We start from the raw sequence: 14,076 nt of genomic DNA, 5'->3' as shown, positions 1-14,076 counted from the left end.
CAGGGGCTGGCGTCACGCTTCAACAGCCGCTATGGGGCCGCGTTCGCGCGGTTCCCGGGGTGGCACCGGAATACGAATCAGAAGGTAGGAAATAATGGCCAAGGCAAAATTTGAGCGGAACAAGCCGCATCTCAACATCGGCACCATCGGTCACGTCGATCATGGCAAGACGTCGCTGACCGCCGCGATCACCAAGGTGCTGGCAGAGACGACCGGCGGTACCGCTGTCGACTTCGCCAACATCGACAAGGCTCCCGAGGAGCGCGAGCGCGGCATCACCATCTCGACCGCGCACGTCGAGTATGAGACGACCGCCCGTCACTACGCACACGTCGATTGCCCGGGTCACGCCGATTATGTGAAGAACATGATCACCGGCGCAGCCCAGATGGACGGCGCGATCCTCGTCGTTTCGGCGACCGACGGCCCGATGCCGCAGACCCGCGAGCACATCCTGCTCGCACGCCAGGTTGGTGTTCCGGCCATGGTCGTGTTCATGAACAAGGTCGATCTGGTCGACGACGCCGAGATCCTCGAGCTGGTCGAAATGGAAATCCGCGAGCTGCTCAGCTCGTACGACTTCCCGGGCGACGACATCCCCGTCATCCAGGGTTCGGCGACCGCCGCGCTGAATGGCACGAAGGACGAGATCGGCAAGGAAGCTGTCATCAAGCTGATGAACGCCGTTGACGAATACATCCCGCAGCCCGAGCGTCCGCTCGACAAGCCGTTCATGATGCCGATCGAGGACGTGTTCTCGATCTCGGGTCGCGGCACGGTCGTCACCGGCCGCGTCGAGACCGGCATCGTCAAGGTTGGCGAGGAAGTCGAGATCGTCGGTATTCACCCGACCGTCCGCAAGACGACCGTCACCGGCGTGGAAATGTTCCGCAAGCTGCTCGACCAGGGCCAGGCAGGCGACAACGTCGGCGCGCTGATCCGTGGTGTTGCACGCGACGACGTGGAGCGTGGCCAGGTTCTCTGCAAGCCGGGCACGATCAAGCCGCACACCGACTTCCAGTCGGAAGTGTACGTCCTGTCGAAGGAAGAGGGTGGCCGTCACACGCCGTTCTTCGCCAACTATCGTCCGCAGTTCTACTTCCGCACCACGGACGTGACCGGCACCGTCGAGCTGCCTGAGGGCACCGAGATGGTCATGCCCGGCGACAACGTCGCACTCGGCATCAAGCTGATCGCGCCGATCGCCATGGACGTCGGCCAGCGCTTCACGATCCGCGAAGGCGGTCGTACCGTCGGCGCAGGGGTTGTCAGCGGCATCTCCAAGTAATATAGCGATCTCCTCCGGCCGGTTCCTTATCGGGAATCGGCCGGTTGCTATTTACGGGAAAGGTCGGCGCTCCAGCGGTGGAGGCCATTTCCTTTTTCGGTTTTAAACCAAGAGTCGTCGTGCAGACGGCCCGCTCTTTCGCATTGGTAGGGACATGGACAGCAACATCCGCATTCGCCTGAAGGCGTTCGATCATCGCGTGCTCGACCAGGCGACCGGCGACATCGCCGACACCGCCCGTCGCACCGGCGCACTTATCCGTGGCCCAATCCCTTTGCCCACCCGCATCGAGAAGTTCACCGTGAACCGCGGCCCGCACATCGACAAGAAGTCGCGTGAGCAGTTCGAGGTGCGCACCTACAAGCGTATGCTGGACATCGTTCAGCCGACGCCGCAGACGGTCGACGCTTTGATGAAGCTCGACCTTGCAGCAGGGGTGGACGTCGAGATCAAGCTGGCGTAAGGGCCTGCTTCCCGCGGTTGACTCGGACCCAATCTGAGTCCCGCGGGATTTGGCGTTTTCGGCTAACGAGGCGCCCGCGATATCGGCAACGACGTCGCGATACTCGGGATACCGCCGGGCAATCCTTCGGGATGGTGCCTGGGACAGCGTCCCCCGTCACGTCCGGCTTGCCGGGCACCAGCCCGGGACGGGGCTCGCTTCAGATTGCAGGGCTGGATACGCCCGTGGGGAATACCCTCCACGGGCCTCTGTCGAGGAAGGGACAAGATCATGCGCACTGGCGTGATCGCGAAGAAAATGGGCATGACCCGCCTGTTCAAGGAAGACGGACGGCATGTGCCGGTCACCGTGCTTTCCCTTGAAGGGACGCAGGTTGTTGCTCATCGCGAAATGGATCGTGACGGATACGTCGCACTGCAGCTTGGTGCTGGTAGCGCCAAGACCAAGAACGTTGCAAAGCCGCAGCGTGGCCACTTCGGCAAGGCCGAAGTCGAGCCCAAGGCGATCCTCGCCGAATTCCGCGTGGCCGAAGACGGCCTGCTGGACGTCGGTGCAGAGATCTCGGCCGATCACTTCGTCGTTGGCCAGCTGGTCGACGTACAGGGTCGAACCCAGGGCAAGGGCTTCGCCGGCGGCATGAAGCGCTGGAACTTCGGCGGTCTGCGTGCGACCCACGGCGTCTCGGTTTCGCACCGTTCGCTGGGTTCGACCGGTCAGCGCCAGGATCCGGGCAAGGTCTTCAAGAACAAGAAGATGGCCGGCCACATGGGTGACAAGTATCGCACCCAGCAGCAGCTCGAAATCGTCCAGACGGACGTCGAGCGCGGTCTCCTGTTCGTGAAGGGCTCCGTGCCCGGCTCGAAGGGCGGCTGGCTCCTGGTCAAGGACTCGGTCAAGGTCCCGCGTCACGCCGACGCACCGTATCCCGGCAGCCTGAAGGCCGCCGCAAACAGCAACACCGCTGCCGACACGCCTGCTGAAAACGCAGCCGAGACGGCAACCGACGGCCAGGAGGGCTGAGCGTGAAGGTCAAGGTTCAATCCTTCGCCGGGACCGAAGCGGCGGATATCGAGCTCAACGACGAGGTCTTCGGCCTCGATCCGCGCGCCGACATCCTGCACCGCGTCGTTACCTGGCAGCTCGAAAAGCGTCGCGCCACTGCGCGCGGTACGCGTGAGCGTGCAGACGTCGCCCGTACCGGCAAGAAGTTCGGTCGCCAGAAGGGCGGCGGTACCGCGCGTCACGGCGATCGTCGCGCACCGGTGTTCATCGGTGGTGGTAAGGCACACGGCGCCCGCGTTCGTGACTTCAACCCGTCGCTGAACAAGAAGGTTCGCGCGCTGGGTCTGAAGATGGCGCTCAGCAGCCATGCCAAGGCCGGCTCGCTGTTCGTGATGGACAGCCTGGTCGTCGACGGTGGCAAGACCAAGACCCTCATCGCCGACATGGCGAAGATGGGCTTTGGCAGCCGCGCGCTGGTGATCGACGGCGACATGGTCGAGACGAGCTTCGCGTTCGCCGCGGGCAACCTGTACGGCGTGAACGTCCTGCCGGCCGCCGGTGCCAACGTCTACGACATCCTGAAGCATGACACGCTGGTGCTGACGCGCGCAGCGGTCGAGAAGCTGGAGGCGCGCTTCAATGGCTAAGGTTCAGAAGGGTGCGATCGACAATCGTCATTACGACGTGATTGTCGCGCCCCACATCACCGAGAAGGCGACGTTGCTCAGCGAGCACAACGCCGTGGTGTTCCGCGTGGCGTCCGACGCCACGAAGCCCGAGATCAAGGCGGCCGTCGAGGCGCTGTTTGACGTCAACGTCACCGGCGTCAACACGATCGTCCAGAAGGGCAAGACCAAGAAGTGGAAGGGTGCTCCGTACCAGCGCTCCGACATGAAGAAGGCGATCGTGACGCTCAAGGATGGTCAGACCATCGACGTGACGACGGGGATCTGAGGCGATGGCACTCAAGCATTACAATCCGACGAGCCCGGCGCGCCGTGGTCTCATTCTTGTCGATCGTTCGGCGCTCTGGAAGGGTGGCCCCGTCAAGGCGCTGACCGAAGGCAAGCGCAAGACCGGCGGTCGCAACAACAAGGGCCATGTGACGTCGCGCGGCATCGCCGGCGGTCACAAGCAGCGTTACCGCTATATCGACTTCAAGCGTCGCAAGTGGGACGTCGAGGGCATCGTGGAGCGGATCGAATATGATCCCAACCGCACCGCCTTCATCGCGCTGATCAAGTATCCGGATGAGGAAGTCGCCTACATCCTGGCGCCGCAGCGTCTTGCCGTCGGTGACAAGGTCATCGCCGCCAAGAAGACCGACGTGAAGCCGGGCAACGCGATGGAACTGGGCCAGATGCCGGTTGGCACGATCGTCCACAACGTCGAGATGAAGCCGATGAAGGGTGGCCAGATCGCCCGTTCGGCCGGCACCTATGTGCAGGTCGTCGGTCGTGATCGCGGCATGGTGATCGTCCGCCTGAACTCGGGCGAGCAGCGCTACATTCGCGGCGAGTGCATGGCCACGGTCGGTGCGGTGTCCAACCCGGACAACCAGAACCAGAACCTGGGCAAGGCCGGTCGCAGCCGTTGGCTGGGCATCCGTCCGCTGACGCGCGGTGTCGCCAAGAACCCGGTCGACCATCCGCACGGCGGTGGTGAAGGCCGGACCTCGGGTGGCCGTCATCCGGTTACGCCGTGGGGCAAGCCGACGAAGGGTGCGCGCACGCGTCATAACAAGTCGACCGACAAGATGATCATCCGGTCGCGTCATTCGACGAAGAGGAAGGGCTAACATGGCTCGTTCAGTCTGGAAGGGTCCGTTTGTGGACCTTCATCTGCTCAAGAAGGCAGAAACCGCTCAGGACGCCGGTGGGCGTGCGCCGATCAAGACCTGGTCGCGCCGTTCGACGATCCTTCCGTCGTTCGTCGGTCTGACGTTCAACGTCTATAACGGCCGCAAGTTCGTTCCCGTCTCGGTCAACGAAGACATGGTCGGCATGAAGCTGGGTGAATTTGCGCCGACGCGCTACTTCCCCGGCCATGCCGCGGACAAGAAGGGCAAGCGCTGATGTCCAAGCAGGCAGCACCCCGCAAGGTTGCGGATAACGAGGCCCTGTCGGTCGGTACGCAGATCCGTGGTTCGGCCCAGAAGCTGGGCCTGGTCGCGGCACTGATCCGCGGCAAGAAGGTCGGCGATGCGATGAACATCCTCGCCTTCTCGACCAAGGGCATGGCGATCGACGCGCGCAAGGTTCTGGCTTCGGCCATCGCCAACGCGGAGAACAACCACAATCTCGACGTCGACTCGCTGGTCGTCGCCGAGGCGTCTGTCGGCAAGTCGATCACGATGAAGCGCTTCGCGACCCGTGGTCGCGGCAAGTCGACGCGCATCCTGAAGCCGTTCTCGCGGCTGCGGATCGTCGTTCGCGAGCAGGAAGAAGCATAATGGGTCAGAAGAGCAACCCCATCGGTCTGCGTCTGCAGATCAACCGTACCTGGGACAGCCGCTGGTTCGCGGAAGGCGCCGACTATGGTCGTCTCCTTCTTGAGGATCTGAAGATCCGCACCTTCATCATGAAGACGCTGCCGCAGGCCGCGATTTCGAAGGTGGTGATCGACCGTCCGGCCAAGCTGTGCCGGATCTCGATCTTCGCGGCCCGCCCCGGTGTCATCATCGGCAAGAAGGGCACGGACATCGAGAAGCTTCGCAAGACGATCGGCGCGATGACCGCGTCGGATGTCTCGCTGAACATCGTCGAGATCCGCAAGCCCGAGGTCGACGCCAAGCTCGTCGCACAGGGCATCGCCGACCAGTTGGAGCGCCGCATCGCGTTCCGCCGCGCCATGAAGCGTGCGGTCCAGTCGGCGCTGCGTCTGGGTGCAGAGGGTATCCGCGTTTCGTGCGGTGGTCGTCTTGGTGGTGCGGAAATCGCGCGTACCGAGGGCTATCGCGAGGGCCGGGTTCCGCTGCACACGCTGCGCGCGAACATCGACTATGCCGAAGCCACGGCGCACACGTCCTATGGCGTCTGCGGTGTGAAGGTCTGGGTCTTCAAGGGCGAGATTCTCGGCCATGACCCGATGGCGCAGGATCGGCTGATGATGGAGGCTCAGACCTCCGGCGTGCGCCCCGCGCGCGATGATCGCAGGAACTAAGAGCCATGCTGCAACCTAAGAAGACGAAGTTCCGCAAGGCCTTCAAGGGCCGCATCCATGGCGACGCCAAGGGTGGCACCTCGCTCAACTTCGGGTCGTTCGGCCTGAAGGCGATGGAGCCGGATCGGATCACCGCACGCCAGATCGAGGCGGCCCGCCGCGCGATCACGCGTCACATCAAGCGCCAGGGGCGTTTGTGGATCCGCATCTTCCCGGACGTGCCCGTTTCGTCGAAGCCTGCCGAAGTCCGCATGGGCAAGGGCAAGGGTTCGCCGGAGTTCTGGGCGGCACGGGTCAAGCCGGGCCGTATCCTGTTCGAGCTGGACGGGGTCGAGGGCAAGATTGCCGCAGAGGCATTCGAGCGGGCGGCGATGAAGCTGCCGATCAAGGTAAAGGTCGTTGCCCGTCTGGGTGACACCTCGCATCTGGGAGGCGAGTAACATCATGGCTCGTATCGAGAATCTGAACGACAAGAGCGACGACCAGCTGGTCGAGTCGCTTGGCGAGCTGAAGCGCGAGCAGTTCAACCTGCGCTTCCAGTCCGCGACGAACCAGCTGGAAAAGCCCAGCCGCGTTCGTGAAGTCCGTCGCGACATCGCGCGGATCAAGACCCTGCAGACGCAGCGCACCAGCGCCGCGGCTGCCAAGTAAGGAAGAACGACATGCCGAAGCGCGTGCTGACCGGGGTGATCGTCTCGGACAAGACCGACAAGACGGTGGTTGTGAACGTGGAGCGCAAGGTTCGCCACGCGCTTTACGGCAAGATCATCCGCCGGTCGAAGAAGTATCATGCTCATGACGAGAGCAACGAGTTCAAGCAGGGCGAGACGGTGCGGATCGAAGAGACCGCGCCGATCTCGAAGCTGAAGACCTGGAAGGTGATCGAGCGGGTCAACACCCACGCGACGCCGGAGCGGGCTTCGGCCGAGGGCTGAGCGAGCGACCATGTACCCGGGCTTGCGTTCGGGTACGGGAACGGCTAGGTGGCCGCTCCCCCCGGTGCGGTAATCCCGCGCCGGGGTGATTTTTTGAGGCGGGGTTCGGTCGGAATCGACCCCAGAGAGAGAAGGGATACGGATCCATGATCCAGATGCAGTCCAATCTCGAGGTCGCTGACAACAGCGGCGCGAAGCGGGTGCAGTGCATCAAGGTGCTTGGGGGTTCCAAGCGTCGTGTTGCAGGCGTTGGCGACATCATTGTCGTCAGCATCAAGGAAGCGCAGCCGCGCGGCCGCGTGAAGAAGGGTGACGTGCACCGCGCCGTCATCGTCCGCACGGCCAAGGACATTCACCGCGCCGACGGGTCGACCATCCGGTTCGATTCGAACGCAGCGGTCCTGGTCAACAAGAACGAGGAGCCGATCGGCACCCGTATCTTCGGCCCAGTGGTTCGCGAACTGCGTGGCAAGAAGCACATGAAGATCATCAGCCTTGCGCCGGAGGTGCTGTAATGGCGTCTGCACGTATCAAGAAGGGTGACAAGGTCATCGTCCTGTCCGGCAAGGACAAGGGCAAGACCGGTGAAATCACCCGGTCGATCCCGAAGGACGGCAAGGTCGTCGTTTCGGGCGTCAACATCGCCACGCGCCACACCAAGCCGACCCAGGGCGATCCCCAGGGTGGTCTGGTCCGCAGCGAAGCGCCGATGCACATCTCGAAGGTCGCGCATGTGACCGCCGACGGCAAGCCGACCCGCGTCCGGTTCGAGACCAAGGACGGCAAGAAGGTCCGCGTGGCCGTCAAGACCGGGGAGACGATCAATGGTTGATCAGAACACGGGTACGGATCTCTACACGCCGCGCATGCGGAAGATGTACGACGAGACGATCGTCAAGGCGATGACCGAGAAGTTCGGCTACAAGAACGCCATGGAAGTTCCGCGCATCGACAAGATCGTGCTGAACATGGGTGTTGGCGAGGCCACCCAGGACAAGAAGCGTGTCGATCAGGCCGCGTCTGAAATGGAGCTGATCGCCGGCCAGAAGCCCGTCGTCACCAAGGCGAAGAAGTCGATCGCGCAGTTCAAGCTGCGCGAGGGTATGCCGATCGGCGTGAAGGTCACCCTTCGCCGTGAGCGTATGTACGAGTTTCTCGACCGCTTCATCACGATCGCGCTGCCGCGCGTTCGCGATTTCCGTGGCCTGAACCCGAAGTCCTTCGACGGTCGTGGCAACTATGCCTGCGGCATCAAGGAGCAGATCGTGTTCCCAGAAATCAGCTATGACCGGGTCGACAAGATCCGCGGCATGGATGTGATCGTGACGACGACGGCGCGTACCGACGATGAGGGGCGCGAGCTTCTCCGTCTGTTCGGCTTCCCGTTCCCGATCGAAGAGGCTGCCGAGGAAAAGAAGGCAGCCTGACCTGACAACCGCCGCTCCGGTTTCGTGCCGGGGCGGCGCTTTCTAGAAAGAAAGAACTTAAGTCGATGGCGAAACTGAGTTCAATTAACAAGAACGAGCGCCGCAAGGCGATGGTCAAGCAGTACGCACCCAAGTATGCGAAGCTGAAGGCCATGGCAGCGGACACCACGCTCGACGAAGGCGAGCGTCTGATCGCCCGCCTGAAGATGGCGGAGCTGCCGCGCAACGCGAACCCGACCCGCATCCGCAACCGGTGCGAGCTGACCGGGCGCCCGCGCGCCTATTACCGCAAGTTCCGGCTTTGCCGTATCCAGCTGCGCGATCTGGCCAACAAGGGCCTCATCCCCGGCGTTACGAAGTCGAGCTGGTAAGGACAGAACATGGCAGTGACCGATCCACTGGGTGATCTACTCACCCGCATCCGTAACGGCCAGCGCGCAAAGAAGGACTCTGTCCTGACGCCCGCGTCGAAGTTGCGCGTTCGCGTGCTCGACGTATTGCAGCGCGAAGGCTATATCCGTGGCTACAGCGAAGAGCAGATGGGGCCAGCGGCCGGCATCCGTATCGAGCTGAAGTATTTCGAGGGCCAGCCGGCGATCAAGCATGTCGCGCGCGTCTCGAAGCCCGGCCGTCGTGTCTATTCCGGCTCGCAGGATCTCCCGCGCGTCATGAACGGCCTCGGCATCACGATCGTCTCGACGCCGCGTGGCGTTCTGTCCGACGCCGAAGCGCGCGAACAGAATGTCGGTGGCGAAGTGCTGGCGGAGGTATTCTGATGAGCCGCATTGGTAAGAAGGCGATTACGGTTCCGGCCGGCGTCACCGCAAGCATCGCCGATGGCGTCATCAGCGTGAAGGGGCCGAAGGGCACCCTGACCATGCCGCTGCGCGAAGAGATCAGCTACACGGTCGAAGACGGCGGCATTTCGGTGCAGCCGGCCAACGACACCAAGCGCGCACGCGCGTTCTGGGGCATGCAGCGGACCATGGTGCAGAACCTGGTCACCGGCGTGACCGATGGCTTCACCAAGAAGCTCATCATCACCGGTGTCGGCTATCGTGCCGCGGCGCAGGGTCGCAATCTGAAGCTGCAGCTCGGTTACAGCCATGACGTCAACGTCGACGTGCCCGAGGGCATCGAGGTGAAGACGCCTGACACGACCACGGTCGAGATCAGCGGTTCCGACAAGCAGAAGGTCGGCCAGCTGGCCGCCGAGATCCGTCGCTGGCGCAAGCCCGAGCCGTACAAGGGCAAGGGCATCAAGTACGACGGCGAGTTCATCTTCCGCAAGGAAGGGAAGAAGAAGTAATGACCAAGGGTCTCTCTCTTTTCGAAAAGCGGCGTCGCCGCAATCGTACCGCCCTCCGTGCCCGTGCCGGCGCGCGTCCGCGCCTGTCGGTGCATCGTTCGGGCAAGCACATCTATGCCCAGGTGATCGACGACGAGGCGGGCGCCACGCTCGCATCGGCATCGACCCTGGAAAAGGGTGTGCGCGACACGTCGGGGGCGAACATCGCCGCGGCGACCGAAGTCGGCAAGCGCGTTGCGGAAGCAGCGAAGGCCGCCGGCGTCACCCAGGTCGTGTTCGACCGTGGTGGCTTCCTGTACCACGGCCGCGTCAAGGCGCTGGCCGAAGCGGCACGCGAAGCCGGATTGGAGTTCTAAGACATGGCTGACGAGAACAACACCTCGCCCGACGCCGGCGCGGCCCCCGAGGCTTCGGCACCCCAGAGCGCATCCCAGGGTGGCGGCTATCAGGGTGGTGGTCGTGGCGGCAGCGGCGGTGGTCGCGGTGGCCCCGGTGGCGGTGGTCGTGGCGGTCCCGGTGGCAATCGTGGCGGTGGCCCCGGCGGCAACCGTGGCGGTCGTGACGGCGGTCGTGGCGGTCGCGACGGCAATCGTCGTGGTCCTCCGGGTGCCGATGACGGCGGCGAAGAGCTGATCGAGAAGCTGGTGCACATCAACCGCGTCTCCAAGACGGTCAAGGGCGGCAAGCGCTTCGGCTTTGCGGCACTTGTCGTCGTCGGTGACGGCAAGGGTCGTGCGGGCTTCGGACATGGCAAGGCGCGCGAAGTGCCGGAAGCCATTTCCAAGGCGACGGCGGCTGCCAAGAAGAAGATGGTTCGCGTTCCCCTGAAGGACGGTCGCACGCTGCATCACGACGGTAACGGTCACTTCGGTGCCGGTCGCGTGACGCTGCGGTCCGCTCCGCAAGGGACCGGGATCATCGCCGGTGGTCCGATGCGCGCCGTGTTCGAATCGCTGGGTGTCGCCGACGTGGTGACCAAGTCGATCGGCACGTCGAACCCGTACAACATGATCCGCGCCACGTTCGAGGCCCTTGGCGACCAGACGTCGCCCAAGGCCGTCGCACAGCGTCGCGGCAAGAAGATCGCCGACCTGCTCGGCCACGGTGGGTCGAAGGCCCCCGAGGCTGAAGCAGCCGCGATCACGGAGTAAGTCGAGATGGCTACCATCAAAGTCACGCAGACCGGTTCGCCGATCCGCCGCAAGGGCGACCAGCGCGCAACGCTGATCGGCCTTGGCCTCAACAAGATGCACAAGACCCGCGAGCTGGAAGACAGCCCGGAAGTCCGTGGCATGATCCGCAAGGTTCAGCACATGGTCTCGGTCGAAGGCTGATTGCCGATACGCCCGTCGTCGCTGATGCGATGGCGGGCAGGAACAGGGCCGGCACCGGTCGTCCGCGGATTTTGGTCCGGTGCGGCGAACCGGGGCTGGCCTTTTTCCGTTCCTGGCTGTAATGGCCCGCGCTTCACCCGGTCGACCGGACCGGTGATTCCTTTTTTCCGCGCGAACATAGCGAAAGCGAGTGCTACCCATGAAACTCAACGAACTCCGCGACAATGCAGGTGCCCGCAAGTCCAAGATGCGCGTCGGACGCGGCATCGGTTCGGGCAAGGGCAAGACCGCCGGCCGTGGCCAGAAGGGCCAGAAGAGCCGTGAGGGCGTGTCCATCGCCGGCTTCGAGGGCGGTCAGATGCCGCTGCACATGCGTCTGCCGAAGCGTGGCTTCAACAACATCTTCGCGAAGGATTTCGCGGAAGTGAACCTGGGCGCGATCCAGCGCGCGGTCGACGCCGGCAAGATCGAAGCCAATGCGACGCTCGATCACGACGCGCTGAAGGCCGCCGGTCTGGCGCGCGGCGGCAAGGACGGCGTGCGTCTGCTGGCCAAGGGCGAGCTGACCACGGTACTGTCGTTCACCGTCGACGGCGCGTCGAAGGGTGCGATCGAGGCGGTCGAGAAGATCGGCGGCAAGGTCGACGTCATCCACTTCGTGCCGGCAGCCGAGAAGGCCGCCGCCAAGAAGGGCGTCAAGTACCGCGAGCGCCAGGCGCACAAGGCGTCGTTCAAGGCATGATGCGTCCCTCCGTCGTGCGGCGTTCGTCAGGGCGCGCACGGCGGTTGGCGGCGGTCTGATTGCGCGGCAAAGCCCGCGCGGCATTAGACAAGCTCCGATGCATGACTATATGGACGGCGGGACGGGTAACAACGCGTCCCGCCGTTCTTTGTTTCCAGGACACCCAAACGCATGGCATCCGCAGCCGACAAGATGGCGCAAGGCATCAGCCTGTCGAAATTCGCGCAGGCGACCGACCTCAAGAAGCGCCTTTGGTTCACGATCGGCGCACTGATCGTCTTCCGCCTGCTTTCCTACGTTCCGCTGCCGGGTGTCGACCCGACCGCGCTCGGCATTCTCAGCCAGCAGACGCAGGGCGGCGTTCTCGACTTCTTCAACACGTTTTCCGGCGGTTCGTTGAGCCGCATGTCGCTGATCGCGCTCGGCGTCATGCCCTATATCACCGCGTCGATCGTGGTGCAGCTCGCGACCTCGCTCAGCCCGCAGCTCGCCGCCATTAAGAAGGATGGCGAATCGGGCCGCAAGCGCCTGAATCAGTATACCCGCTACGGCACGGTCGGCCTGACCGCGATCCAGGGCTATTTCATCGCCGTCGGCCTTGAGACGCTCGGCGCGACGCAGGGCATCCAGGCGGTGATCGAACCGGGCATGACGTTCCGCATCGCGGCCGTCATCTCGCTGATCGGCGGCACGATGTTCCTGATGTGGCTGGGCGAGCAGATCACCAGCCGTGGCATCGGCAACGGCGTGTCGCTCATCATCATGGCCGGCATCGTCGCGCATCTGCCGACGACGCTGGTCAACCTGCTGGAAGGCGGTCGTTCGGGTTCGGTCGGTCCGGGTCGGCTGATCGGCATCGTCGTCGCGGTCGTCGTGCTGATCCTGTTCATCTGCTTCATGGAGCGGGCGCAGCGCCGGATCCTGATCCAGTACCCCAAGCGGCAGACGCAACGGGGCATGCAGGCCGATCGCAGCCACCTGCCGCTGAAGATCAACACCGCCGGTGTCATCCCGCCGATCTTCGCGTCGTCGCTGCTGCTGATGCCGCTGACGATCAGCCAGTTCGCCGGTCAGCGCGTCGCGGGTGAGAGCCAGTGGGGCGACTTCATCATCAGCCTCAACCAGTATCTCCAGCACGGCAGCCCGGTGTACATGGCGCTGTATGGCCTTGGCATCATCTTCTTCTCGTTCTTCTACACCGCTGTCGTCTTCAACCCTGAGGAAACCGCGGAAAACCTGAAGCGGCATGGCGGGTTCATCCCCGGCATCCGTCCGGGCAAGAACACCGAAAACTATTTCGATTACGTCCTGACGCGGATCACCGTGATCGGTGCGGGCTATCTGACGATCATCTGCCTGCTGCCAGAATATCTGGTGTCGGCGTTGCAGATCCCGTTCTACCTCGGCGGCACCAGCCTGCTGATCGTCGTCAACGTGACGATGGACACGGTGACGCAGATCCAGAGCCACCTGCTGGCGCATCAATATGGCGACCTCATCAAGAAGTCGAAACTGAAGGGTGGCCGGCTCCGTTGAGCCGGTTTACCGACGAATAAGGGGAGCGACGCCGTGAATATCATCCTTCTGGGGCCGCCGGGGGCGGGCAAGGGAACCCAGGCCGCGCGCCTGACCGCGACGCGGGGCATGGTCCAGCTGTCGACCGGCGACATGCTGCGCGCGGCCGTTAAGGCGGGTACGCCGGTCGGGTTGCAGGCCAAGGCGGTGATGGAGTCGGGCGGTCTTGTGTCGGACGATATCGTCTCCGCGTTGATCGGCGAGCGGCTCGATCAGCCGGATACGCAGGGCGGGGTGATCTTCGACGGTTATCCCCGCACGGCCGCGCAGGCGGAGGCACTGGACGGGCTGCTGGCCGATCGCGGCCGCACGCTGGACCATGTGATCGAACTGAACGTCGACGAGGCCGCGCTGATCGAGCGTATCGTCGGCCGCTACACCTGCGGCAATTGCGGCGAGGGCTATCACGAGCGGTTCAAGCGGCCGAAGGTCGACGGTGTCTGCGACGTCTGCGGCTCGACCGAGTTCAAGCGCCGGCCCGACGACAATGAAGCGACCGTACGGACGCGGATGGCCGAATATCGCGCCAAGACCGCACCGATCCTGCCGATCTATGAAGCGCGCGGGCTGGTGCAGCGGGTCGACGGGATGGCGGACATCGACGTTGTCAGCGCGGCGGTGACGGCGATCCTCGACGCCTGACGCATTGCGCCTGTGAGCCATTACGGATGGGCCGGTCGTTCACGGGAACGGCCGGCCCGTTTTGTATAGTTCGCACGAAAATGACAAAATCGTCATGGCCGTGTCACCGCGTCGGGCGGTCGTCGCCGGTATCAGGGGCGCATGGTCGCTGCGGTTCCGCCGACGACCGCGAGATCGGCACCCGACACTCCCGGGGG

Annotated in this window: 24 protein-coding genes; all 24 read left to right on the top strand. The window is 63.8% G+C overall.

Features of this window, described 5'->3' with window-relative positions:
* The first annotated feature begins 94 nt into the window (after nucleotides 1-94).
* The 24 genes from tuf (at nucleotide 95) to ASE75_RS12345 (ending at nucleotide 13,879) form a co-directional block, all read left to right on the top strand.
* On the top strand, nucleotides 95-1,288 hold the full coding sequence (gene tuf / locus ASE75_RS12460; protein ID WP_055934053.1) for an elongation factor Tu: 1,194 nt from the start codon (nucleotides 95-97) through the stop codon (nucleotides 1,286-1,288).
* A 154-nt stretch (nucleotides 1,289-1,442) separates the two neighbouring features.
* Nucleotides 1,443-1,751, top strand: coding sequence for a 30S ribosomal protein S10 (gene rpsJ, locus ASE75_RS12455; protein ID WP_007406109.1), 309 nt, complete (start codon nucleotides 1,443-1,445; stop codon nucleotides 1,749-1,751).
* A 270-nt stretch (nucleotides 1,752-2,021) separates the two neighbouring features.
* Nucleotides 2,022-2,771 (top strand): 50S ribosomal protein L3, encoded by a 750-nt coding sequence (gene rplC, locus ASE75_RS12450; RefSeq protein WP_055934051.1) that lies wholly within the window; start codon nucleotides 2,022-2,024, stop codon nucleotides 2,769-2,771.
* A gap of 2 nt (nucleotides 2,772-2,773) precedes the next feature.
* Nucleotides 2,774-3,400, top strand: a complete 627-nt coding sequence (rplD, locus tag ASE75_RS12445; protein WP_055934049.1) for a 50S ribosomal protein L4 — start codon at nucleotides 2,774-2,776, stop codon at nucleotides 3,398-3,400.
* Nucleotides 3,393-3,707, top strand: coding sequence for a 50S ribosomal protein L23 (locus ASE75_RS12440; RefSeq protein WP_055934048.1), 315 nt, complete (start codon nucleotides 3,393-3,395; stop codon nucleotides 3,705-3,707). Before rplD ends, ASE75_RS12440 begins: the two co-directional genes overlap by 8 nt.
* 4 nt (nucleotides 3,708-3,711) lie before the next feature.
* Complete coding sequence (rplB, locus tag ASE75_RS12435) at nucleotides 3,712-4,551, top strand: 50S ribosomal protein L2 (RefSeq protein ID WP_055934045.1); 840 nt, start codon at nucleotides 3,712-3,714, stop codon at nucleotides 4,549-4,551.
* Nucleotide 4,552: 1 nt separating this feature from the next.
* Nucleotides 4,553-4,828 carry a 30S ribosomal protein S19 gene (rpsS, locus tag ASE75_RS12430; protein ID WP_055934042.1) on the top strand — a complete coding sequence of 92 codons (276 nt, stop codon included), beginning with the start codon at nucleotides 4,553-4,555 and terminating at the stop codon, nucleotides 4,826-4,828.
* Entirely contained in the window at nucleotides 4,828-5,205 is a 378-nt protein-coding gene (gene rplV / locus ASE75_RS12425; protein WP_055934040.1) for a 50S ribosomal protein L22, read from the top strand. Before rpsS ends, rplV begins: the two co-directional genes overlap by 1 nt.
* Complete coding sequence (gene rpsC, locus ASE75_RS12420) at nucleotides 5,205-5,915, top strand: 30S ribosomal protein S3 (protein WP_055934038.1); 711 nt, start codon at nucleotides 5,205-5,207, stop codon at nucleotides 5,913-5,915. The genes rplV and rpsC overlap by 1 nt, the downstream gene beginning before the upstream one ends.
* Before the next feature lie 5 nt (nucleotides 5,916-5,920).
* Nucleotides 5,921-6,355, top strand: a complete 435-nt coding sequence (rplP, locus tag ASE75_RS12415) for a 50S ribosomal protein L16 (protein WP_055934036.1) — start codon at nucleotides 5,921-5,923, stop codon at nucleotides 6,353-6,355.
* A gap of 4 nt (nucleotides 6,356-6,359) precedes the next feature.
* A complete protein-coding gene (gene rpmC / locus ASE75_RS12410) occupies nucleotides 6,360-6,566 on the top strand; it encodes a 50S ribosomal protein L29 (RefSeq protein ID WP_055934033.1) in 207 nt (68 codons plus the stop codon).
* A gap of 11 nt (nucleotides 6,567-6,577) precedes the next feature.
* Nucleotides 6,578-6,850, top strand: coding sequence for a 30S ribosomal protein S17 (gene rpsQ / locus ASE75_RS12405; protein WP_055934031.1), 273 nt, complete (start codon nucleotides 6,578-6,580; stop codon nucleotides 6,848-6,850).
* A gap of 146 nt (nucleotides 6,851-6,996) precedes the next feature.
* Nucleotides 6,997-7,365, top strand: a complete 369-nt coding sequence (rplN, locus tag ASE75_RS12400) for a 50S ribosomal protein L14 (protein ID WP_055934030.1) — start codon at nucleotides 6,997-6,999, stop codon at nucleotides 7,363-7,365.
* Nucleotides 7,365-7,682: a 50S ribosomal protein L24 gene (gene rplX / locus ASE75_RS12395; RefSeq protein ID WP_055934028.1), complete on the top strand. Its 318-nt coding sequence runs from the start codon at nucleotides 7,365-7,367 to the stop codon at nucleotides 7,680-7,682. Before rplN ends, rplX begins: the two co-directional genes overlap by 1 nt.
* On the top strand, nucleotides 7,675-8,277 hold the full coding sequence (gene rplE / locus ASE75_RS12390) for a 50S ribosomal protein L5 (protein WP_055934026.1): 603 nt from the start codon (nucleotides 7,675-7,677) through the stop codon (nucleotides 8,275-8,277). The genes rplX and rplE overlap by 8 nt, the downstream gene beginning before the upstream one ends.
* A gap of 65 nt (nucleotides 8,278-8,342) precedes the next feature.
* Complete coding sequence (gene rpsN, locus ASE75_RS12385; protein ID WP_055934024.1) at nucleotides 8,343-8,648, top strand: 30S ribosomal protein S14; 306 nt, start codon at nucleotides 8,343-8,345, stop codon at nucleotides 8,646-8,648.
* A gap of 9 nt (nucleotides 8,649-8,657) precedes the next feature.
* A complete protein-coding gene (gene rpsH / locus ASE75_RS12380; protein WP_055934022.1) occupies nucleotides 8,658-9,053 on the top strand; it encodes a 30S ribosomal protein S8 in 396 nt (131 codons plus the stop codon).
* Nucleotides 9,053-9,586, top strand: coding sequence for a 50S ribosomal protein L6 (gene rplF, locus ASE75_RS12375; protein ID WP_055934020.1), 534 nt, complete (start codon nucleotides 9,053-9,055; stop codon nucleotides 9,584-9,586). Before rpsH ends, rplF begins: the two co-directional genes overlap by 1 nt.
* Nucleotides 9,586-9,942 carry a 50S ribosomal protein L18 gene (gene rplR / locus ASE75_RS12370; protein ID WP_055934018.1) on the top strand — a complete coding sequence of 119 codons (357 nt, stop codon included), beginning with the start codon at nucleotides 9,586-9,588 and terminating at the stop codon, nucleotides 9,940-9,942. The genes rplF and rplR overlap by 1 nt, the downstream gene beginning before the upstream one ends.
* A 3-nt stretch (nucleotides 9,943-9,945) precedes the next feature.
* Nucleotides 9,946-10,737 carry a 30S ribosomal protein S5 gene (gene rpsE / locus ASE75_RS12365; RefSeq protein WP_082463961.1) on the top strand — a complete coding sequence of 264 codons (792 nt, stop codon included), beginning with the start codon at nucleotides 9,946-9,948 and terminating at the stop codon, nucleotides 10,735-10,737.
* A gap of 6 nt (nucleotides 10,738-10,743) precedes the next feature.
* A complete protein-coding gene (gene rpmD / locus ASE75_RS12360) occupies nucleotides 10,744-10,920 on the top strand; it encodes a 50S ribosomal protein L30 (protein WP_055934016.1) in 177 nt (58 codons plus the stop codon).
* A gap of 199 nt (nucleotides 10,921-11,119) precedes the next feature.
* Nucleotides 11,120-11,662 (top strand): 50S ribosomal protein L15, encoded by a 543-nt coding sequence (gene rplO / locus ASE75_RS12355; protein WP_055934015.1) that lies wholly within the window; start codon nucleotides 11,120-11,122, stop codon nucleotides 11,660-11,662.
* A 171-nt stretch (nucleotides 11,663-11,833) separates the two neighbouring features.
* Complete coding sequence (gene secY / locus ASE75_RS12350) at nucleotides 11,834-13,198, top strand: preprotein translocase subunit SecY (RefSeq protein WP_055934013.1); 1,365 nt, start codon at nucleotides 11,834-11,836, stop codon at nucleotides 13,196-13,198.
* 33 nt (nucleotides 13,199-13,231) lie between these two features.
* Entirely contained in the window at nucleotides 13,232-13,879 is a 648-nt protein-coding gene (locus ASE75_RS12345) for an adenylate kinase (RefSeq protein WP_055934011.1), read from the top strand.
* Nucleotides 13,880-14,076: the final 197 nt, after the last annotated feature.

Origin of the sequence: Sphingomonas sp. Leaf17, from assembly GCF_001421505.1 — a bacterium.
GTDB lineage: Bacteria > Pseudomonadota > Alphaproteobacteria > Sphingomonadales > Sphingomonadaceae > Sphingomonas.
The sequence above is the reverse complement of the archived record's forward strand: the minus strand, read 5'-3'. Positions and strand labels throughout refer to the sequence as shown.